Genomic DNA, 22,380 nt, shown 5'->3' on the forward strand with positions numbered 1-22,380 from the left:
CTTTTCCTGCTTTACTTCCTTATCTCTCTTTTTGATAGTTTCTGCATTTTTGCAGGAACTTCATCAAAAATTCCGGACAGGAATAATAATATAAATGCGGGAATCCTGCCATCAGTGTCTCATTTTCATGAATGCACCGCCAGCTTCTTTTTCTCAGCGGCTTTTTCGCCACATAGCTTTCTCCACAGGAAGTGCTGTCAAAATAATGGAACTCATGCCCCCTTAACACCTGCTCTGCTTCAGGTTCTTCAGCTGAATGCAGTTCGATATAGCCAAAGCGTCCCAGTTTGGAAGTCTTATAGGCCTTTCCCTCAATCACGCCTGCCACCGGCCAGGCTGTTCCATTCATATCTTCCATGGACTGGTGCAGATACATAAAACCGCCACACTCTGCCATACATGGCATGCCTTCTGCCAGTTTCCTCTTCACATCATTTCGCATGGATGTATTTTCAGAGAGCTGCTTTGCAAATAATTCCGGATAACCTCCGTAAAACAGTACACCGTCTGTATCAGGGATCTGACTGTCATGTATGGGAGAAAACGGAATCACTTCCGCTCCAAACTTTCGAAGCAGATCCATATTAGCTTCATAAATAAAACAGAATGCCTCATCCCTGCTGACTGCTATACGAAGTGGCTGTTTTCCTGCCTGTTCCGCTTTCATCTGTTCTGTCAGCCTTTCTATCTCCGCCTGTGCATGGCTCATTTCTCCCGGTGAACCGGCACTGTGTCCCAGTTCCAGCATCGCATCCAGATCCAGAGTATCTTCCAGCACTTCTGCAATATGCTGCAGTTTTTCTCCCAGCTGCTCCACTTCCTGAGGCAGTACCAGTCCCAGATGACGGCTCTCCAGAGAGCAGTCTTCCATCCTTGGCACATATCCGTATACCCGGATGCCAAGTTCTGCCTCAATCAGCTCTCTCATCTGTGGATACAGCATGGCTGAAAACTGATTCAGGATCACGCCCTTAATCCTGCTGGGCTCCCGATAGGTCAGAAATCCCTTGATATACGCAAGCACCGACAGACTCATACCTCTGGTATTTACCACCAGGATGACAGGTGTATCGGTCACCTCCGCCAGATCACATGCACTGGCCTTAACGGAACATCCTCCCAGGCCGTCGTAATATCCCATCACACCTTCCATGACAGAAATATCACTCTCTTCTGCACTCTGACAAAAGAGATAGCGGGTCATTTCCTCCCCTGTGAAAAAGGTATCCAGATTCCCGGACTTTGTATGAATCACTTTTTCATGAAACATCGGATCAATATAATCCGGTCCGCATTTAAAGGATGCTACCTTTAATCCTCTGTTTTTCAGTGCCTGCAGTATTCCGCAGGTAATCATGGTCTTTCCGCTTCCGCTGGCTCCTGCAGCCAGCATAAATCTCGGATATTCCCTCATTCTGCCTTTCCTCCTGTGCAGGAAATCACGTAAACCGGATTCTGTCCCATCATCATATGGTATCTGCCAATTTCCTTTGACTTTCCAACGGATACTGCTGCAATGTCCACATCCGTTACCGGAAGTGTCTTTACACAGTCCAGTGCTTCTGCCACTGTCTCCAGTGCAATACAGTTGATCACAATCCGCACCTGTGGATTCTTCTTCAAAACCAGTTCCAGAATGGTTTTTAAGTTCCCGGATGAACCTCCCACAAATACATGGGTCGGTGACGGAAGTTCTTCCAGTGCCTCCGGTGCCAGTCCTTCCACGATCTCCAGATTATCTGCTGCGAATTTCTTCTTGTTTTCCCGCATCAGTTCTACGGCTTCTTCCTTTTTCTCGATGGCATACACATATCCGTCTTCCGCCTGAAGCGCCGCTTCTATGGAGATACTGCCGGTTCCTGCTCCCACATCATATACAATGGAATCCTTTGTCAGATGAAGCTTCGACAGGGAAATGCTGCGCACTTCGCTCTTTGTCATCGGTACTTTTGCCCGTAAAAATACCTCATCCTCCAGGCCATGGGTAACCACCTGATCCGGCTGTGGATTCTCTGCCAGTATAACACAAAGATCTGAAAAGTTCTCATTTTCCAGTTCTGCCACCGTTCCACTCTGGATCTTTTCTGCCGGATAAGATAAGTCCTGTCCCACATGCAGTATTACCTGATCCATATGATATTCTCTCATCTTCCGGCACAATTCATTGACTGCACTGCCTTTTCCCATAAGGGCAAAAACTTTCTGATTCTTACGGATCTTGCTGATCAGATTGACATATCTTCCATGCTGACTGGTCAGAACCACATCCTCCCAGGCTGTATGGAGTCTGTCACACAGATATACGACAGAAGAGATTCCCGGATAAACCAGAATTTCTTCCCCTGCAAATTTCTCCATAAGTTTCTTTGCGCCACTGTAAAATCCCAGATCACCGGACTGAAGAAGTGCTACCTTCTCATATTCCGGATGACTCATAACGTAATCGTAGATCTCATCCGGTTTGTAAGATACAAAAACAGGTTTTTTCAGTTCCTGTACCTGCTCCAGCATTCTGCCTGCCCCCACCAGAAGATCTGCATATTGACACGCCTTTAATGCTTCACAGGTCATGTTCTCCCGGCTTCCCATTCCAATACCGATCACAGAGATCTCTCTTCGCACAGAAATTCCCGCTTTTTCAACCAGATATCGTTCTACTTCTTCCAAAGACAATCCGCTCTCTTGCACGGGACGCCCTACCAATACCACTCTGGCGCCAGCTTTTCTGGCTGCCCGGATCTTTTCTTCATAGCCACCGTTTTTTCCGGCCTCTTTGGTCACCAGCCAGCGGGCATCAAACTGCTTTAACAGGGCAGTATTTAATTCTTCTGAAAATGGTCCCTGCATACAGATCAGATGCTTTCCGGTAAATCCTAAGGCAGCACAGTGCTCCGCCACTTCCGGAGTGGAAAGCACACGTGCAAATATCCGGTCTGCGAATTCCGGTATGGCTGTATATTTATGCAATTCCTTGCTTCCCGTTGTTGCAAGGATATTGCCTTTTGTCTGCTTTAGGAATTCCACCGCTTCATCCACTGACTCCACGCAGACCATACTTTCCTCGCTGATATGTGTCTGTGAACGCAGCAGCCGGATATATTCACAACCTGTTTCTTCACAGGCTCCCTTAATATTGGCAGAAACTTCTGCCGCATAAGGATGAGTAGCATCCACCGTCATCTGTATTTTCTTTTCTGCAATCAGATGCTGCATCTCTTCCTGATTCAGTCTGGTATGACTGACTTCCAGGTATTTATTTTCCTCCAGAAGCTGTCCGCCATATTCTGTTGCCACGCAGACATATGCCTGTACCTTCTGACGGTTTAAAAATTCTGCAAGAAGACGCCCTTCTGTTGTCCCTGCAAAAATAAGAATTCTAGACATTCTTATATCCCCTTGGTGTTACCATTCTGCCACCGATCTCTTTTGTCTGTGAGTTACCGATAAATACTGTAGTAAACATGTCCACCTGTGTATCACGCAGTTCTTTTAAGGTCATCACCTTCATGGTCTCGCCCTCTCTGCCGATATTCAATACGATACCACATACTGTGTCCGGTGACTTATGCTGCATGCACAGATCACAGGCTTTCTGTAAATAATCATGACGTTTCTTACTGGACGGATTGTAGAGACAGATTACAAAATCTGCTTCTGATGCCAGTACCAGACGTTTTTCAATCTTTTCCCATGGAGTCAACAGGTCACTTAAACTGATCAGACAAAAATCATGAATCAGTGGTGCCCCAAGTACTGCAGCGCCTCCTGTGGCTGCTGTCACACCTGGAATCACTTCTACTTCAATCTGTGGATATTCTGTTCCGATCTCCAGCATCAGTCCGGACATGCCATATACTCCTGCATCACCACTGCAGATCATTGCCACATTCTTTCCTTTGGCAGCTTCCTCAAATGCCAGACGGCAACGATCCACTTCTTTTTTCATCGGAGTGGTCAGGAACTCTTTATCTGCGAAATGTTCTCTCACCAGTTCCACATATACCGTATATCCCACAATGGTATCACAGCTTCTTAATGCATTGGCCGCCCTCATTGTCATCTGTTCATATGCTCCCGGGCCAATTCCCACTACATAGATTTTGCTCATTGTATTTTCCTCTCTGTCTGTTTATTTATAGGGTAAAGTCAATCATATATTCTTTCACTGCCAGTGCTACGGTTACACCATCTTCTGCCGTCTTCGGACAGAGCAGTACTCCATAATCACTGCCAAGTACTGCACTTCTCTCACATACATTGGACACACCTGTGACTGATGCCACAAATGCAGATTCTGTAAAATCGCCCTTTACCTTCTGTAATTCTTCCGCTGAGTATGTCACAAATTCCGCATCCAACTCTCTGGCAGCCTGTATCAGACCTGCTTCTTCTGCCTTCAGATCAATGCTTGCCAACATACAGATACTCTTCTCTGAAATATGATGCTGTGCCAGTACTTTCCGTATTTTTTCTTTAATCCGGTCTGCCGTTGTTCCCTTTTTGCATCCTACACCTGCAACCAGAATCTTCGGAATCAAATGCAGAGTCTGCTTATAAGGTTCCCTGTTGTCATACACAGAAATGCAGATACCATTGGTTCCTTCAAATACTTCTTTCGGATCCCATACCTGCAGTTCTTCCGGGATACTGCCAATCACCGGATAATCTGAATACAGGCCGATCTTCTTTTCGTCCAGCACATCTGCTGAGATCTCCTTTGCATACTTCATATTGGAAATATACAGTCCGTTTTTCCGGGCAAACACATCGACGGCCAAACGGCCGTTCACGTCCGTTGCCGTGGTAATCACCGGAATAGCACCGGTCAGATTGGCAAGAACACCAGTCAGCTCGTTAGCTCCTCCCAGATGCCCGGACATCAGTGATATGGCAAACACACCTTTCTCATCCATCACCACAATGGCAGGATCCTTAGTCTTGCTCTGTACAAAAGGAGCAATGCTGCGCACGGCAATCCCGGCAGCTCCGATAAACAGAATCCCGTCTTTGTCTGTAAACATCTCACCGGTCCATTCCTGCAATGGCTTCTCCAGGTCCTTCAGTCCGTACATGGATGCGTATTTCTTTATGGCATAACTGTCACAGTCATATCCCTGAAGAGACAGTGCCTGGCTGACCATCTGATTCAGCCTGCTCCCATGCTGGGTAAAACTGATCACCGCCAGTCTCATTTGGTTGCCTCACGAAACTCTGTAGTAAATGCCGGATTGTACAATTCGGAACGGTTATAGTGGCTGTGTGTCACTACATCTCCGATAATCATCAGGGCAGTCTTAGTAATATTGTTCTTCTTCGCCGTCTCCGCAAGAGTACCTACAGTGCAGACAAATGCTTTCTCATCTTCCCAGGTAGCCTTATAGACAATGGCTGCCGGAGTATCTGCCGTATATCCGCCTGCAATCAGACGCTCTGAGAGCTGTTCCAACAGTCCGGTACTTAAGAATACCACCATCGTTGCTCTATGAGATGCCAGTTTGGCAATCTCTTCTTTTTCCGGTACCGGTGTCCGTCCTGCCATTCTGGTAATGATCACCGTCTGCGACACATCCGGAAGAGTATATTCCAGATTCAGGGCAGATGCCGCTCCGCAGAAAGAGCTGACACCCGGTGTGTAATCATACTCGATACCTTTTTCGTCCAGCACATCCATCTGTTCACGGATGGCACCATACAGACATGGATCTCCGGTATGAAGCCGTACAGTCATCTTTTTCTCTTCTTCTGCTGCAAACATCACATCCAGCACTTCTTCCAGGGTCATCTTAGCACTGTTGTAAATCTGACATCCTTCTTTTGCATAATCCAAAAGCTGAGGATTCACCAATGATCCTGCATAAATGATCACATCTGCCTGCTCCAGAAATGTCTTTCCTCTTAATGTAATTAAATCCGGTGCTCCTGATCCGGCTCCTACGAAATGAATCATCTTATTTCTCCTTTACAATAATCAGTGAATAGTAACTTGCATCTTCTGGGATCTCTTCCGCAGATCTGTGAATCTTCTCTCCTGGCATTCCGCAGTTCTCGATCATAACCACATCCTGACCGCATTCCATGAGCATCTTTTTCACTTCTCCCATTTTGCTGGCAGCCTTCATAAGGACTTTTGTTCCCTTCAGCTTTAACGCTTCTTCAATCTGATAAGAGGCAGGAATCACATGCAGTTCCTCAGCCTTTTCCACCAGTCCGATGTTCAGTCTGGCAGCCACTGCACAGAACGACGTGATACCGCTGACAATCTCAGCTTCATATCCCATTTCCATAATCTTGGTATGCACATACAGATAAGTAGAATATACGCTGGTATCTCCCAGTGTCAGAAATGCTACATTCTTTCCCTCTTTTAATACGGTCTCAATCTGCATGGCAGCTTCCGTATGACATCTTTCCAGAACCTCCGGATCTTTGGACATCGGGTAATATACTTCCAGACATTCCTTCTCTGCGATCTCCGGTACAGCCTGCACCGTAATCTGATAAGCCACCGTCTCTGTCTTTACCTTTCCAGGTACGGCAATCACATCTGCCTCCCGTATCAGGCGTACTGCCTTCAGTGTCAGTAATTCCGGATCTCCCGGTCCGATTCCGATTCCATATAACTTTCCCTTCATATTTCCCTCCTGTATCTGTTCTCTAATTATTTTACTATAAATCTCTTTAGCATCTCCTCAGCCCCTTCTGTCTCTCCCAGATATCCATGGGCATTGGAAAAAATAACTGCCTCTGTCTCAAGTGCACCCCCGCATCGGTGCTGTAAATAATAATGAATCTTCTCTGTCACCAGTTTCATCACCTGATTCGTCAGATTCTTTTCATTCAAGATATCGATGGCTTCTTCTGTCGTGATGGTATCCAGAAGCCGTCTTGCAGTCTCCAGATCTGCTCCTGCACGAATGGCAGCCGCTGTCATCAGTTCCGCGCGGCTGTCTGCATGACGGGAGTGGGTATTCATAATTCCTCCGGACACCTTGATAAACTTTCCGATATGTGCAATAAAGAGAATGCCTTTTACGCCCATCTCCACAGCCATGTCCAGCGTCTCTCCCACATAGTTACTGCATTTCATGGAATTCTTCAGATCAATCTCCACATGCTCACGCAGGAAATCTTCTCCGTAATTGCCCGGTGTAATAATCAGATATTCGTCTCCGTTCGCATGACGCATCTCCATCTCCAGCCGAATGCTGGCAACCAGTGCTGCTTCACTCATAGGTACCACAATACCACTGGTTCCCAGAATGGATATGCCTCCCTCTATACCAAGTCTTGGGTTAAAGGTCTTCTTCGCCACTTCCTCACCGCCAGGTACCGAGATCACCACTGAGATTCCTCCGGCATAGTCCAGATCTTCACATACAGACTGCACAGCCTCCCGTATCATCTCTCTTGGAACCCGGTTAATGGCCGCTTCTCCCACAGGCTGCCACAGACCTTTTTTTGTCACCCTGCCGACACCTCTACCACCGTCAATCTGTACTCCCGGTGTACTGCTTTTCCTGACGGATGCATAAACCAACAATCCATGAGTAGCATCCGGGTCATCCCCCCCATCCTTACGCACTGCACAGACTGCCTGCTCTTTTTCCAGAGAAACATCCTCCGGAAGCAGATGCAGCAGAATGCCTTTTGGCGTCATCAGATCCACTTCTGTCAGTTTTTTCTGTAAAAGCAACATAGATGTGGCTGCTTTTGCCGCAGCTGCCGCACAGGAACCCGTGGTATACCCACATTGTAATTTTTTACTGTTTTTAATGACATAACAGTCTTCCAGACCATTCTTATGTTCCATGAATCCGTCTCCAAAAAAATACTGCCGCTGGCATATTAAATGACAACGACAGTATCTGATTTTCTAAAAAATAAAATAATCATACGTTCTGAGAACCGGTTGCCGCAGCCTCATGAACGATTTCAGTCTGTCCCGGTCTCTGACTTTTACAGTAACGGACTTGTGGAGGATTTGCACCCCGCTTCCCAGTATAACAAACCTAAAAAAGAGTATATCTTTTTTTGCTCTTTTTGTCAATCTATGCCTTTCCGGTACTTCCGAATCCGCCACGGTCTGTTCCTTCCAGTTTTTCCGTTTCTTCGAATTCAATCACCGGCTGATGTTCCATAATGCGGAACTGACAGATCCGGTCATTTACATGAATCTCTGTGTCACGCATAGCTAAGACCGGCACAAACCACTGGTCATTGTCTCCACAGTAAGACTCATCAATCACACCATAATGATTGGTCTGAATGACACCAAAATTCTTAAAAGTAGAACTTCTCGGCACCACATGTGCCTCATATCCTTCCGGCAGCTTCATGGCAATTCCCAGAGGGATCAGCTTAAATTCTCCGGCTTTTAACACCACATCCTCTGCCGCCCGCAGGTCAATCCAATCGGACTTACCGTCGATATAACGCAGATGCTCAATCTTGTCTGAAAAATATTTAATCTGTATCTTTTCTGTATGCTTCATATACTCTCCTATTCGTCGTGTAATATAATCTGTCCGGTTCTCAGGCTCTCCTGTACATCAATCACTCGCTGGTTGGCACTGCCTCTCCAGTGAAGCTGTGTATTTTTCAACTCTTCCACATATGTTCCATCCACCAGCACATCCAGATCCTTCACCACTTCTTTTTCCTCCACCTGTTCCCAGGTATAACCGGTATAAAGCCAGATCGTTTTTTTCGGAAATCTGTGACGGATCTCTTTTGCCAGCCTGGTGATCTCCGGTTCATTAGAAGGCAGCAGGGGATCTCCGCCACTGAAAGTAATACCGGATATATAGCTTTTTTCCAGTTCCCTGAAAATCTCTTCTTCCGCCTCCCGGTCAAACAACACACCGTCCTGCGGATCCCAGGTTACAGGATTCTGACATCCTTTGCAATGATGTTCGCAGCCAGATACCCAGAGCACTACCCGTAGCCCGTCTCCATTTAACATGTCATCTCTGGTAATATTATGATAATTCATATAACTCCTTACTTCGAGAAAAGAATTCGGTCATTGTCCAGTTCTTTTCCGGCGCCTGTATTGAATTTCTCCAGAAGTCCGTCCACTGTCAGTCCGTCTCTTTCCTTTCCTTCAATATCCAGAATGATTCTTCCGCTGTCCATCATCAGTGTCCGATTTCCCAGTTCCAGTGCAGAATGCATATTATGGGTAATCATCAGGCATGACAGGTGATTTTCTTTTACAATCTTCTTGGTCAGATCCAGTACTTTATCTGCTGTAGCCGGATCCAGTGCCGCCGTATGTTCATCCAGCAGCAGCAGTTTGGGCGGTACCATAGTTGCCATCAGAAGTGTCAGTGCCTGACGCTGTCCACCGGATAAGAGCCCTACCGGCTGCTTCATACGGTCTTCCAGCCCCATATTCAACACTGCCAGACGCTCACGGAACTGTTCTTTTTCTTTTCTGGATACTCTGCTTAAGAAAGCATTCTGACTGGTAGATGTCCGAAGATAGGCAATCGCAATATTCTCTTCAATGGTCATATTCGGTGCTGTACCCTTCATCGGATCCTGAAACAGATGACCGATATATTTTGCTCTCTTATGTTCCGGAAGGAAAGTAATATCCTGTCCGTCCAGTTCCACGAACCCCTCATCAACATAAAAGCCGCCGCATATAGCATTAAACATGGTAGACTTGCCGGCTCCGTTGGAACCGATAATGGTAATAAAATCACCGTCTTTTACTTCCAGATTCAGGTGATTCAGTGCTGTTTTTTCATTTACCGTTCCTTTATTGAAGGTCTTGCAAATATCCATCAGTTTTAACATGTTATCTGCCTCCCTTCTGATATAATTCTCTGTGCCGAAGCATTGCTGCATGTTTTGTTTTCTGCAGGGCAATAATCTCCTTGATTGCCGGAATCGATATGGCAATGGCAACAATCAATGCGGAAACCAGTTTCAGTGCCGATGCCGGCAGATTAAATCTCAGCGCAATTGCCACGATCACACGATAGAGACAGGAACCGATGATGACTCCCACGATTCTCACTTTGATATTTTTTCTTCCAAATATAGTCTCTCCGATAATCAAAGATGCCAGTGCTACGGTAACCATGCCAGTTCCCATATTCACGTCCACAGACTTCTGATATTCTCCCAGGAGACATCCTGCCAGCGCCGTCATAGCACCGCCAATACATAAGCCCACAGTGGTAGTCATCGCCGGGTTGATGGATGAACTTTTTACCATGGCAATATTATTTCCGGTTGCACGAATCGATAATCCCAGTCTTGTTCCAAGGAACAGTGCAAGCAGTATGGCAATGATCACCAGAAAAATCAGCGCCACAATCATCTTACTGTAACTCTCTAGAAAAGTATCCTTGGTCAGATCCTTCATCATGGAGAATACCGTCTCGGTGGTATTCATGTTTAAATTGGACTTTCCCATGATACAGATATTTACCGTATAAAGTCCGGTATTCACAATGATTCCGGCAAGCATACTCTCCACTTTCATCTTCGTCTGTAAAAATGCATTTACAAGACCGGACAGAATTCCGGTTCCCATTGCTGCAAATAGTGCAAGGAACGGATGACCTGCCAGCGCCACTACTGCACCCGCTGCCGCTCCCATTGTATAACATCCGTCTGTAGACAGATCACAGACATTCAGCATGGAATAGGTCAGGAATAATGCTAATGCAATGATTCCATATATAATTCCCAGTTCCAGTGCACTCTGTATCAGGGCCCACGTAATAAACATGTTCTTTCTCCTTTATCCTTCTTTAGTCAACACAACTTCCGGACCGAAGCCCGGAAGTGCATATAAATCTTCTTTTATTATTTTACTTATTTATTCAAAGCTTTCTGCTGTCTGAATCTCTACAAAGTCTGTGCAGTAATCACTGAATGCTTCTTTGATAGTATCCAGATCAAATCCAATGGCTTCACAGGTCTCTGTATTTACAGTTGCAATACCATTGTCAAAGGTCTGTACCGGAGTCTCTGCCACATTCACATCCCCTGTCAGTACTTCTGCTACCATATCCGCTGTAGCAACTCCAAGGTTCGCATAATCTACACCGTATCCGCAGAATGCTCCGTTCAGTGCGAATGAATCAGCTCCTGTATAGTGTGGAATTCCTGCATCATTAAACAGTTCATAGATAGAAAGCTCTGCTGTCATGATGGTGTTATCGGTTGGTGTGAAGACTGCCTCTACACCATCTGCAATCAGAGACTGTGCAGCCAGGATAACATCATCGGTAGTAGAACCTGTCTTCTCTTCATATTCTATACCATTTTCCTCACAGAAAGCAATTGCATTCTGGATGGCATTCTGGGATGAATCCTGTGCAGTATCATAAAGAAGACCTACTTTTTTCAGATCCGGATTGGCTGCCAGCATCAGATTCATAATAGTTGCAGTATCCAGTGCATCGGAAGTCCCTGTGATGTTTCCACCAGGAGCATCCATAGAATCTACCAGACCTGCTCCCACCGGATCAGAAACTGCGGAAAAGATGACTGGGATATCGGTATCCTCTGTTGCTGACTGCATTACCATAGCTACCGGCGTGGCAATTGCAACTACCACGTCAACCTGGTCTGCCATAAGGTCAGATGCGATCTGATTCAGTACTGAGGAATCTGCCTGTGCATTGGAGAAATAATCTGCATAATTAAATGTAACTCCCAGTTCTTCTGCCTTGGCATCCAGTTCTTTTTCAATATTCTCTGTGATCTGGTTCAGGGACGCGTCATCTACATACTGTACAATTCCCACCTTGTAATCTTCTGCCATTGCCGTTGCTGCCATTGCGGATGTAATTGCTGCCATAACTGCTACACTTGTAAATAATTTCTTTTTCATGATACTTTTCTCCTTTTCATTAAAAAAATAATTTAAACTATTGAAATCACTTTTTTATGAATGCAGTGCTGATGGCAGTTTGTGAAATGAGAATTTTTATTTTTTAAGAAAACAAAAACCGCCTCAAGCTATCTGATGCTTGAGACGGTAATAAATTCTTATTATCGCGGTACCACTCAACTTAACGTCTGTGACGTCCTCTTTCGCATGTACATTCATACACTCCTGATTGATAACGGGTTCGGTTCCCGACAACGCCTACTCTGAAATCTGATATCTTCATTTCAGGCTGCCCTCGAAAGTCCATTCAGCTAACCGTTCTATACTGTAATCCCACCATCTACAGCTCTCTGTGATATAACAAATAAGCTTACTTCTCTTTCTCATCGGTTTGGTTTTGTGATTTGTTGTTTGTAGTCTAGCACTGCGCAGAGGAAATGTCAAGCGCTAATTTTGCTTATATTAGAAGATTGTATATCCGCCATCTACCGCCAGCGCTGCGCCATGAATAAAGCTTGCTTCATCAGATGCCAGGAATGCGATTGCCTGTGCCACTTCAATCGGTTCTCCAGGACGCTTTGCCGGACTCATTCCCATTTTCATAGTTACCGGATGCTGTGGAATTGCCAGTACACGTGCAATCATTTCTGTTGCAATCGGGCCTGGGAGCACTGCATTAATTCGTACTCCTGTCCGTCCATGATCCAGTGACATCTGACGAGTCAGACCAAGAAGACCATGCTTTGCTGAGGTATAGGCAAGGCCGCCGCGTCCTGCTGCTGTGGACGCCATGGAAGCTACATTGACAATCGTTCCTGCACCCTGTTCTTCCATAATTGGGATTACCTTTTTGCAGAGAACAAATGGTGCCGTAAGATTCGTAGCAAGTACACTGTTCCACTCATCCATGGTAATCTGGTTCATATTAGCAGTTGTTCCACCGATACCTGCATTATTTACAAGGATATCAATTCTTCCATAGGTATCCAGTGTTATTTTTACCAGATGTTCCAGACTTTCTTCTGATGTCACATCGGTTTTACAGAAAATGGCCTCTCCACCATCTGCTTTGATCTCTTTTACTACTTCTGCTCCAAGTTCTTCCTTCGTTCCGACTACCACTACTTTTGCGCCTTCTTTTGCAAAAAGTTCTGCAGTTGCTCTTCCGATTCCTCTTGTAGATCCAGTTATAATTGCTACTTTATTTTCTAACTTCATAGTTCTGTATCCTCCTGATTATAAAATTTGTGTATGTTACTATTTTGTAAAGTTGTTTACTTTCTTCCTGTTTCCATAAATGCGGTACGGTCATAACGTGCAGTGAGAAGATATGGCGCCAGAGTTTCCGCATCTATCTCTTCACACAGATTCAGTTTGTGAACCATTAAGTCATTGCAGGAGTATGCTCCGCCTATCACTGTTCTGACCGGAAGTTCTCCCCACGGATCGTCAATGGATGATCTCAATTCAATTTTTGCAAATCCAGGCTCCCATGAATGGTAATTGTATTCGCAGAGATTCTGAAGGAGTGCTCCATTCTGGAAATGTGATTTTCCTTCCTTATCCGGCTCACGGTCCAGATGGAAATAGAATCCACCGCCATATGTCTTCTTACCTGCTTCCGGGAACTGATACAGCATACCTGTCATGGCATTGTTATATTCGCCAATCTTCAGTTCCATATTTACCAGTTCCGTACCACGTCTGCAAACCTGTGCAGTTACATGGTCTCCATTCCGGCGAATCACAAATTCTGAACCCAGTTTTTTCGGAATGGATCCGTTATCACGGCCACACTGAACCGCCATCTCAGCTCCAGGTCCTCCAAGTACAAGACCAATCGGATATAATCCAAGCTGCGTTCCATAGGTACAGTAAACTCCAAGAATTGCCTCATAATAATCATCTGCAAAGGTCGGTTCTTTTACATGACACACAGATACGGTAACTACCGGTACGGAAAATGGTTTTAAAGGTGCCGGAAGAACCTTTGCAATTGCTGCCGGATCTGTCAGGTATGCAAGATAAATGCCTTCCTGATTTTTCATAAGTGAAATCTTACCGAAATTCGGCATATCTTCCTGCGTCAAAAGAAAACTTGGTGTCTTTGTCTGTACTTTAAATAATGCTCTTGCCGCTTCATATCCACTTCTGGCTGCCGGTGCAATTGTTCCATCTTTGATGGCATTTCCAATAGCCTGCGCCGGAATGCCTTTTGCTTTTAATTCTTCTACAAGACCATTATCCGGGCGGAATCCAAGAGAAAGAACTACTGCATCAGCGTCTACGGTAACAGCTTCTTTATCACTTAATCTCTCAAGAACAACTCCTGTTTCCCGAATCTCTTTCAGGGCATGTGCCATCATGAACTGCGCACCATACTTCTTCAACCGTCCGCATACATCTGCCACATTCGTGTGATTTGCATTCGGTGCAACCTTTTCCAGCATATCAGCAAGCACTACCGTATTGCCTTCGTGGCAAAGATATTCTGCGGTTTCCAGTCCTGTCACACCTGCACCGACAATCAGTATTTTCTTATCTTTCAGTCCTGCTTTTCCTGTAAGCACTTCTTCAATCGTATAGACATTCTTTCCATCAATGCCAGGGATAGATCTTGGAATAATGGACTTAGACCCTGTTGCTACCAGTACTGCATCCGGATTCATCTCAGCAATATTTTCTGCTGTTGCCTCCATACCAAGCTTTACTTCTACTCCCAGCTTTTCAAATTCTACTTTATAATAGTCTGCAATCCATTCCATCCGCTCCTTCAGAGGTGGTTTTTTCGCAAGATTTACTGTTCCGCCCAGTTCACTCTGACGGTCTATCAGTGTTACTTTTACGCCCCGTTCGGCAAGTGTTTTGGCTGCAATCATACCACTTGGACCACTGCCTACAACCACTGCCTTATGTCCCTGTAAATCATATTCCAGATCTCCATAGTAGCGTTCCCGACAGGCACGCGGGTTCAGTGCGCACTCAGCCGGAATACCAGCGCCCATCCATGCATTTAAGCTCTCAAAACAGCGCAGGCAGTTGATGCATTTGCAGAGTTCCTTTTCTCTTCCTTCGAGAACTTTGCGTCCCCACTGTTCATCTGCCAGCCAGCTTCTGCCCATAGATACAAAATCAACGATTCCATTTTCAAGAAATGCCTCGGCTGTCTGCGGTTCACGGATACAGGAAACACCGATTACCGGAATCGAAACATGATCTTTTACGGCTTTGATCAAATCTTTTCTCCAACCCTGTGGGAATGAAATTGGTTCCACACATACATTTCCGGTCTCATATAATCCAACCGAAACATCAATAAAATCGATGCCACATTTTTCCAGTGCCATAGCGATTTTCACACCATCCTGAATGTGGATATAGTCTTCTGTTACACCGGTTTTATCCAGGAATTCTTCCACACTCAGGCGAACACCGATCGGAAAATCCGGGCCACACTGCGCACGAAGTCCCTGAATGATTTCTGTGATCATACGCAGCCTGTTTTCAAAGGATCCGCCGTATTCATCTTCCCGTTTATTGGTGTAAGGTGAAAGGAACTGCTGCAGCAGATATCCATGGGCTGCATGAAGTTCTACGCCGTCACATCCTGCCTTTTTTACCCTGACTCCGCCGTCAATGAACTGCTGAATCAATGCTTTTACTTCTTCTGTGGAAAGAGCTCTGGTTTCCTGCTGAAGATATTTGCATGGAATTGCAGAAGCAGATACCACAGGACCGCCGGTAAGTGCTGTTACTGTCTCGCGTCCAGGATGATGTAACTGGATAAAAATCTTTGTTCCATGTTTATGAACTGAGGCTGCAAGCTTTGCAAGTCCTTCTATATGTCTGTCTTTTGAAACAGATAACTGCCGCATCATACCGACACCGTGTACATCATTTACTCTTGTGATTTCCGGAATAATCAATCCCGCGCCGCCAATTGCACGTGCTTCATAAAATGCAATCATATCTTCTGAAGGACTTCCATCCATCTCTGCAAGGCTTGTTCCCATCGGAGACATTACAAGCCGATTCTTAAATGTAACATTCCCTATCTTTCCCTGTTCGAAAATTTTTGAATACATGAACATTCCTCCTTTAATCCAATCCGTTCTTACTGTGAATTAAAGATAACATTTCCTTTGTTAAAAAAACAACGTTCTGGATACCAAAAAGGCATTGAGTAATTGTGCAAAATGCACTATAATGATTTTTACACGCGAAAGTCTTATCTATTTTTCACAAAAACAACAAAATGAGGTGGGGATTATGCTGTTTTCGAACCTTTATCATTATCTCAAAGAGGAAAAATCTTTTGCTGTTACATTGAACTGTTCTACAGATTTGCATGAAATTCGAGACGTGGAGTTATTAGATGGCACACAGATGAGTTATGCCACAGATATTGTTTACTTTGGATATTCCAACGCTTTATCTTCGGATACACAGCCTGCACAGTGTATTCTGGCAGATGATAAAATGGCTCTTTTTCCATATTCCTGTACTGACCGTGCTACGGTGCCGGCTCAGGAGTTATTTGCTGTTTTTAATGCTGCCAAGCAGTATATCCAGCATCAGGAGCATCTAAGTCTGTATGAGGAACTGGTACGCAGAGGACACCTGACCCACAGTCTGGATGAAGTCGTGAACTTTGCATCCATCAAAATGGGAAATTCTCTGATTTTCTGTGATAAAAAATTCCGCATACTGTCTTACTCCACCTCTATTCCAGTTATCGATCCATGGTGGAAGGAAAATGTAGAACGCGGATACTGTACTTACGAATTTATCAAAACCGTCATGTCACTGGAATCCATTCAGAGTGCTGCTACTACCATCGAACCCATTGAAGTTTCCTGTCCAGAATCTCCTTATCGAAAATGCAGTTCCAAGGTCTTTCTCAACGGAGTTCAAGTTGGATTTGTGCTTATGATTGAAGGGAATACATCGTTTACCTCCGGTCATCTGGCCGCCATGAGTGATATCAGCAAGGCCATTAGTTATGTCATTGGACGGTACCATCCAGAATTGCTCCAATACTCCAGTGCAGACCAGCAGCTTCTGGAGGCACTGCTCATTGGCACACCTGCAGAGCTTCTGTCTGATTCTATCTCGCATCTTCATACATCAGATGCGATGTACGCTCTGTGCATCCAGCCGGAATCTGATTTAAAAGAAATTGAACTGAAAGAACAGATCTGCCCTGCCATTTTACATATTTTTCCGGAAGCCTATATGACGATTCATGATAATGCCATAGCACTTCTTGTTCCGGATCAAAGTTCTGTGGTCTATGAAAATACCCAGAAAAGAATGCTGAAAACTATGGCAGAACTCCACCTGGATGCCGGAATCTCTCTGGTATTTTCTAAAATGGATGAATTTTATACAGCCTATCAACAAGCCAGAAATGTGCTGGAATGGAATCGCAGAATTCCGGATTTTCTGAAAAAACAAATCATTTGGGATCGACGATATCCTTCCGAACACCGTACTCACCGTTACTCTGAGATTGAATTTTATGAATTAATGGATCTGGTTCCAGAACCGGATGCTCTTGCGAGTTTCATTCACCCTGCTCTGTACCGACTGAAAGAATATGATCAGAAAACCGGAAATGAACTCTTTCATACACTGGAAGTATATCTCCAGAGCTTCCATAACAATAAAGAAACTGCTAATATTTTATGTATCCATCGGAATTCTCTTGCTTACCGGATGGAAAAAATTGCTGAAGTTGGAAAGGCAGATTTCAACGATCCGAATACAGAATTCTTGCTCCGTCTTTCCTACAAAATCATAGAGTATCTGAAGATTAATAATAAATGGCATATGTAAACATAATCCCCCTCCCGAACCACAATGTGAAACGGGAGGGGAAAAATTGTTTTTCACTTTCTTCTATCTGTACCTATTGAAGCAATTTTTTCTGTCATGCATGACACTCTTCTGGAATTCCAATATTCTCCAATACGATCTCACCGCATATATCATCTCTATTCTCCGCATGGGCATATTTATATGAATCAAATACTACTGTGATATCTGCCTTCGTTACTCCTTCTGCTGCTTTCCCTGTATCAGAATTCATCCCGCTTGGAATATCCAAAGCGGCCACCTTTCCAGCCTGATTATTCATATACTGACAAGCCAGCTTTCCGGCAGGGCGGAGTTCTCCATGAAATCCGGTCCCATATAGCGCATCTACGATTACATCTGATTCTGTGGTATTCCATGCCTTGTCCATATCTGTGATCTTTACTGGAAGACATTTCAGTTTTTCAAAATTCGCAGCAGCATCCTCTGTTACTGGTGCTCCTTCTATGAGAATAACCTGCACTTGCATACTATCCATAGCCGCAAGTCTTGCTACTACAAATCCATCACCGCCATTATTTCCTTTCCCCGCTATCACAACCATCTTTTCCAGATTCGGATATTTTTCTCGTATTACTTTATATGCGGCTGTTCCTGCATTTTCCATCATCTGCTGATAAGATACACCCGTTTCATCTGCTCTCTTCTCGATCTGTTTCATCTCCGCTGTTGTAACAACTCTCACTGTCTGTACCTCCCTTGTGAATAGATTATCGCAATAGATCCAACGTCTTTTCATCTTTTTCTCCATGATAGTATTTCTTTAATACTTCATCAAAAATCGGCTCTTCCGGTGCCGCTTCTGCAAATAGTGTCATGCTTGACCGTAGCTTTATGGCATCAATGTATCCAAGTATCTCCATTGCACTTTTTCCCACTATGTTTAACAAGACTGTTGAGATCTCAATCAGTCTCTTTCTCAATACCGGATCAGCCATATATTCCTGTGCTTCCTGTAATCCATCTATTCCATAATAGTCAGCCATATCACTCATTCCAAGCCCCTTCAACTGTGGAAATATATACCATATCCAATGGCTGACTTTGCATCCAGACTTCATCTCCTGCAAAGCCACTTCATACCCTGCATATTTGTCCTTCTGTGCATCGTGAAACCGTTTCAAAGAATGCGCGCTCATCTGTTTTCCTTCTTTCTGTTTTCAAAAAGTAAAATTTTATATATTCACTTTACCATGCAGCAAATGAGATCACAAGCATTTCTGTTTCTTCTTTTTCCGTTTACTTTCCATCTCTGATCATGTATCATAGAGATGTTGAATTATATGAATGTGAGGGATTGCAAACGAATGAAAAAAAGAGATTCTTTTAACAATAAATGGGGATTTATCTTGGCCTGTATCGGTTCTGCTGTGGGTATGGGAAATATCTGGATGTTCCCTACCAGAGTCTCCATGTATGGAGGTGGATCCTATCTGCTTCCGTACTTTCTTTTTGTGGCGCTGATCAGCTTCACCGGTGTCATTGGAGAAATGAGCTTTGGGCGTGCTGCCCGCTCCGGTCCTGTGGATGCATTTGGCTATGCCGGCGAGACAAAAGGTCACCGGAAAGCGGGCGAACTACTGGGTTACATTCCAGTACTCGGTGCACTGGCCATGGCCATCGGCTACACCGTTGTCATGGGATGGATTCTAAAATATATGATCGGTGCCTTTACCGGAGCGACACTTGCTCCTGCAGATGCAGACGGATTTGGTGCAGAATTCGGACAGATGGCTGCATCCTTTGGAAATAACGGATGGCAGATTGCCGCACTTATCATCGGTATGATCATCCTTATGTTTGGCATCGGACAGGGGGTCGAAAAAGCAAACCGGATCATGATGCCGATCTTCTTTATCCTGTTTGCCATTCTTGGCATTTATGTAGCAATTCAGCCAGGCGCTATGGACGGCTATCGTTATATTTTTCGAATTGATCCGGCAGTGCTTGCCAGTCCGAAGACCTGGATCTTTGCACTGGGGCAGGCATTTTTCTCCTTGTCTGTTGCCGGAAACGGCACCCTGATCTACGGTTCCTATCTTTCTGATGAAGAGGATATTCCGGCAGCCGCAGGACGGGTTGCACTCTTTGATACGCTTGCCGCACTGCTCGCCGCACTGGTCATCATCCCGGCTATGGCAACTACAGGAGCTCAATTGAATCAGGGCGGACCCGGCTTAATGTTCATTTACCTGCCTGCCCTTTTTAAATCCATGCCGGGCGGCTATCTCATTGCCATTATATTCTTTGTTGCAGTTTTTTCCGCAGGGCTGTCTTCGCTGATCAATCTTTACGAAGCCCCTATCGCAACCATTCAGGAGAAACTGCATCTGGGAAGAAAAGCTTCCTGTGGCGTGATCGCAGCTATCTCACTGGTTGTTTCTATCTGCATTCAGGGAATCGTCTCCGACTGGATGGATGTGCTCTCCATTTATATTTGCCCGCTTGGCGCAGGACTTGCCGGAATCATGTTCTTCTGGATCTGTGGCAAAGCTTATGTGGAAACGCAGGTAAATAAAGGAAGAAAGAAACCTTTTACCATGCTCTTTTTTCCTGTCTGCAAATATATTTACTGCCTGGTATGTGTGCTGGTACTGATACTGGGAATTTTACTTGGAGGAATTGGATAATCTTATGAGTCACACAAATGATCTTGGACGGGATGAGATTCCCCGTCTGGTAGTAAGGCTGGCCATCCCAACAATGCTGGCCCAGCTGGTTAATGTATTATATTCCATTGTAGACCGTATGTATATCGGTACTGGTGTAGGCGATCTGGCACTGGCAGGCGTCGGTATCTGCGCACCGATTGTCACTCTGCTTTCTTCCTTTGGTTCCATGGTCGGTCAGGGCGGGGCGCCTATTATGGCTATGAAAATGGGAAGCGGCAATGAAAAAGAAGCCCGCCAGGTATTAAATAATGGATTTCTGATGCTGCTTGTTCTGTCAGTAGTACTGACCAGTATCTTTCTGCTCAGCAAAAATAAGCTGCTCATGTGGTTCGGTGCCAGTGATGCAACTTTTTCCTATGCCAATACTTATGTCACGATTTATACTGCCGGAACTTTCTTTGCATTAATCTCCGGTGGTATGAATAGTTTTCTGATTGCCCAGGGATTTTCCGGTCTTGGTATGGCAACAGTAGTGATCGGGGCAGTCCTGAATATCCTTTTGGATCCGCTCTTTATCTTTGTCTTCCACATGGGTGTTGCGGGTGCAGCCATTGCCACGGTTATCTCCCAGATCGTCTCCTGCCTGTTTGTCTTGGGCTGTCTGTTCAGCAAACGAATGCCTGTACGTCTTGGATGGGGCGATTTTCATTTACGCGTTATGAAACGGATCGTGACTTTTGGTTTTTCTCCGTTCCTCATTCTCGCCAGCGACAGTATTCTGCTTATTGTCCTGAATACAGTGCTGCAACGTTATGGTGGGCCAGGAGAAGGCGATACATTGGTCACCTGCGCAACCATTGTGCAGAGTTATCTCCTGCTCATTACCATGCCTATGGGTGGCATCACCCTCGGCAGCCAGCCGGTGGTCAGCTTTAACTATGGAAAAGGTGATGCTGAGCGAATCAAAAAAGCGATTCTGTGCATCACCGGACTATGTGTATCCTTCTGTATTCTCATGACCATCGTGACCTGGACCGTATCTCCAGTCTATGTACAGCTTTTCACAGAAGACCCTGAGATCTTAAGCCGTTCTGTCACTTATATTAAACGGTTCACTTTTATGATTATCCCGCTGGCGGTACAATATCCGCTGGTAGATGAGACCACTGCACTCGGAAAAGTGAAACTGGCACTCTTCTGCTCTGCTTTTCGGAAATGTGTCTTCCTCACCGGACTGATTCTGCTGCCTGCACTGCTCACAGCAGATGCAACATTCTTTTCCGAACCAATAGCCGATGTGGTATCCGCCACCATGACCAGTTGTCTCTTCTTCCATTTCTTCCCAAAGATTCTGAAAGAGCGGGAACGTCTTACGATCTAAACGGCGTTCCCACCTCAATCAGATTCCCGTCTAAATCATAAAAACGCACCACTTTTGCCCAGCTATGAGTGATCAATCGGTTGACATACTTCGTATCCGGGTACAGCCTATCCAGCTTGTCTGCGAACTCCTCTATGTGCTCTTCTTCAAAATACAATTCACAGGAATTACTCCCCGGAATAACATCTTTCTTCACAAACTCTCTCCAGATCTTCTCATCCTGAAGGACAAGACCTTCTGTGAGAATCATGTTACCACCATTGTCCAGGATCATATCCAGACCAAATAAGTCATGATAAAACTGCTTGGATTTTTCAATGTCCTTTACTACAATTAAAATATTTTTTAGTTTCATTTTATTTCACTTATATTCCTCAGCAAAATGCGGCATTCAGTATTCCTCCTTCTTTAGAAAATTCTATAATAAGATGCGCATTATTTCTGATCAACTGTTTGAAATAATTTATTTCTGTTTCCGAATATCCTTCAATGTCTTCCCACTTATAGTCTGGCAACCAACATGTGGCATTATGAAACCCTCCAAGATCATCCGGAGTTTCAATATATACTTTTACTTTTCCATCTATTTTCATTTCAGAATGCGTAATTTCCGTATCATCATTTAATGTTAAAAATGGGTACATCATTTTACA

General features: G+C 44.8%; 21 protein-coding genes and 1 other annotated feature. Of the genes, 3 read left to right on the plus strand and 18 right to left on the minus strand.

Annotation, left to right across the window (positions count from 1 at the left end):
* Positions 1 to 19 precede the first annotated feature (19 nt).
* The 14 genes from H8716_RS05110 to H8716_RS05175 all read right to left on the minus strand — a co-directional run bounded on the left by H8716_RS05110 (position 20) and on the right by H8716_RS05175 (position 15,942).
* Entirely contained in the window at positions 20 to 1,414 is a 1,395-nt protein-coding gene (locus H8716_RS05110) for a cobyrinate a,c-diamide synthase (RefSeq protein ID WP_249307454.1), read from the minus strand.
* On the minus strand, positions 1,411 to 3,384 hold the full coding sequence (gene cobK, locus H8716_RS05115) for a precorrin-6A reductase (RefSeq protein WP_249307456.1): 1,974 nt from the start codon (positions 3,382 to 3,384) through the stop codon (positions 1,411 to 1,413). Before cobK ends, H8716_RS05110 begins: the two co-directional genes overlap by 4 nt.
* Entirely contained in the window at positions 3,377 to 4,108 is a 732-nt protein-coding gene (cobJ, locus tag H8716_RS05120; protein WP_249307457.1) for a precorrin-3B C(17)-methyltransferase, read from the minus strand. Before cobJ ends, cobK begins: the two co-directional genes overlap by 8 nt.
* A 25-nt stretch (positions 4,109 to 4,133) precedes the next feature.
* On the minus strand, positions 4,134 to 5,192 hold the full coding sequence (locus H8716_RS05125; RefSeq protein WP_249307458.1) for a cobalt-precorrin 5A hydrolase: 1,059 nt from the start codon (positions 5,190 to 5,192) through the stop codon (positions 4,134 to 4,136).
* A complete protein-coding gene (gene cobM, locus H8716_RS05130; protein WP_249307460.1) occupies positions 5,189 to 5,947 on the minus strand; it encodes a precorrin-4 C(11)-methyltransferase in 759 nt (252 codons plus the stop codon). Before cobM ends, H8716_RS05125 begins: the two co-directional genes overlap by 4 nt.
* 1 nt (position 5,948) lies before the next feature.
* Positions 5,949 to 6,632, minus strand: a complete 684-nt coding sequence (gene cobI, locus H8716_RS05135; RefSeq protein WP_249307462.1) for a precorrin-2 C(20)-methyltransferase — start codon at positions 6,630 to 6,632, stop codon at positions 5,949 to 5,951.
* 26 nt (positions 6,633 to 6,658) lie between these two features.
* Positions 6,659 to 7,810 (minus strand): cobalt-precorrin-5B (C(1))-methyltransferase CbiD, encoded by a 1,152-nt coding sequence (gene cbiD / locus H8716_RS05140; RefSeq protein WP_249307464.1) that lies wholly within the window; start codon positions 7,808 to 7,810, stop codon positions 6,659 to 6,661.
* A gap of 238 nt (positions 7,811 to 8,048) precedes the next feature.
* Positions 8,049 to 8,492 carry a dUTP diphosphatase gene (locus H8716_RS05145; RefSeq protein ID WP_249307466.1) on the minus strand — a complete coding sequence of 148 codons (444 nt, stop codon included), beginning with the start codon at positions 8,490 to 8,492 and terminating at the stop codon, positions 8,049 to 8,051.
* 8 nt (positions 8,493 to 8,500) lie between these two features.
* Entirely contained in the window at positions 8,501 to 8,992 is a 492-nt protein-coding gene (gene nrdG / locus H8716_RS05150; RefSeq protein WP_249307467.1) for an anaerobic ribonucleoside-triphosphate reductase activating protein, read from the minus strand.
* 8 nt (positions 8,993 to 9,000) lie between these two features.
* Positions 9,001 to 9,804: an ABC transporter ATP-binding protein gene (locus H8716_RS05155; protein WP_249307468.1), complete on the minus strand. Its 804-nt coding sequence runs from the start codon at positions 9,802 to 9,804 to the stop codon at positions 9,001 to 9,003.
* Between the two features lies 1 nt (position 9,805).
* Positions 9,806 to 10,747: an ABC transporter permease gene (locus H8716_RS05160; protein ID WP_249307470.1), complete on the minus strand. Its 942-nt coding sequence runs from the start codon at positions 10,745 to 10,747 to the stop codon at positions 9,806 to 9,808.
* A gap of 90 nt (positions 10,748 to 10,837) precedes the next feature.
* Positions 10,838 to 11,857 carry an ABC transporter substrate-binding protein gene (locus H8716_RS05165; protein ID WP_249307471.1) on the minus strand — a complete coding sequence of 340 codons (1,020 nt, stop codon included), beginning with the start codon at positions 11,855 to 11,857 and terminating at the stop codon, positions 10,838 to 10,840.
* A gap of 137 nt (positions 11,858 to 11,994) precedes the next feature.
* Positions 11,995 to 12,253 (minus strand) — a binding site (T-box leader).
* A gap of 66 nt (positions 12,254 to 12,319) precedes the next feature.
* Complete coding sequence (locus H8716_RS05170) at positions 12,320 to 13,075, minus strand: SDR family NAD(P)-dependent oxidoreductase (RefSeq protein WP_249307472.1); 756 nt, start codon at positions 13,073 to 13,075, stop codon at positions 12,320 to 12,322.
* Positions 13,076 to 13,131: 56 nt separating this feature from the next.
* Positions 13,132 to 15,942, minus strand: coding sequence for an oxidoreductase (locus H8716_RS05175; RefSeq protein ID WP_249307474.1), 2,811 nt, complete (start codon positions 15,940 to 15,942; stop codon positions 13,132 to 13,134).
* A gap of 184 nt (positions 15,943 to 16,126) precedes the next feature.
* Between H8716_RS05175 and H8716_RS05180 the strand changes: the two genes are divergently transcribed.
* On the plus strand, positions 16,127 to 17,695 hold the full coding sequence (locus tag H8716_RS05180) for a PucR family transcriptional regulator (RefSeq protein ID WP_249307476.1): 1,569 nt from the start codon (positions 16,127 to 16,129) through the stop codon (positions 17,693 to 17,695).
* 94 nt (positions 17,696 to 17,789) lie between these two features.
* On the opposite strand, the gene H8716_RS05185 is transcribed toward H8716_RS05180, so the two are convergent.
* Both H8716_RS05185 and H8716_RS05190 read right to left on the minus strand, forming a co-directional pair.
* The gene (locus H8716_RS05185; RefSeq protein WP_249307477.1) at positions 17,790 to 18,419 is read right to left on the minus strand and encodes an NAD(P)H-hydrate epimerase; all 630 of its coding nucleotides are present in this window, start codon (positions 18,417 to 18,419) and stop codon (positions 17,790 to 17,792) included.
* 25 nt (positions 18,420 to 18,444) lie between these two features.
* Positions 18,445 to 18,873 (minus strand): DUF1810 domain-containing protein, encoded by a 429-nt coding sequence (locus H8716_RS05190; RefSeq protein ID WP_249307479.1) that lies wholly within the window; start codon positions 18,871 to 18,873, stop codon positions 18,445 to 18,447.
* A gap of 168 nt (positions 18,874 to 19,041) precedes the next feature.
* Here H8716_RS05190 and H8716_RS05195 point away from each other — a divergent pair, with 168 nt between their 5' ends.
* Entirely contained in the window at positions 19,042 to 20,364 is a 1,323-nt protein-coding gene (locus H8716_RS05195; RefSeq protein ID WP_249307480.1) for a sodium-dependent transporter, read from the plus strand.
* Positions 20,365 to 20,368: 4 nt separating this feature from the next.
* Entirely contained in the window at positions 20,369 to 21,727 is a 1,359-nt protein-coding gene (locus tag H8716_RS05200) for an MATE family efflux transporter (protein WP_249307481.1), read from the plus strand.
* On the opposite strand, the gene H8716_RS05205 is transcribed toward H8716_RS05200, so the two are convergent.
* Complete coding sequence (locus H8716_RS05205) at positions 21,717 to 22,082, minus strand: VOC family protein (RefSeq protein WP_249307483.1); 366 nt, start codon at positions 22,080 to 22,082, stop codon at positions 21,717 to 21,719. The two genes, H8716_RS05200 and H8716_RS05205, sit on opposite strands and share 11 nt — an antisense overlap.
* A 19-nt stretch (positions 22,083 to 22,101) precedes the next feature.
* A complete protein-coding gene (locus tag H8716_RS05210; RefSeq protein WP_249307484.1) occupies positions 22,102 to 22,374 on the minus strand; it encodes a hypothetical protein in 273 nt (90 codons plus the stop codon).
* Positions 22,375 to 22,380: the final 6 nt, after the last annotated feature.

Source organism: Jingyaoa shaoxingensis (assembly GCF_014385005.1).
GTDB classification, from domain to species: Bacteria; Bacillota; Clostridia; order Lachnospirales; family Lachnospiraceae; genus Marvinbryantia; species Marvinbryantia shaoxingensis.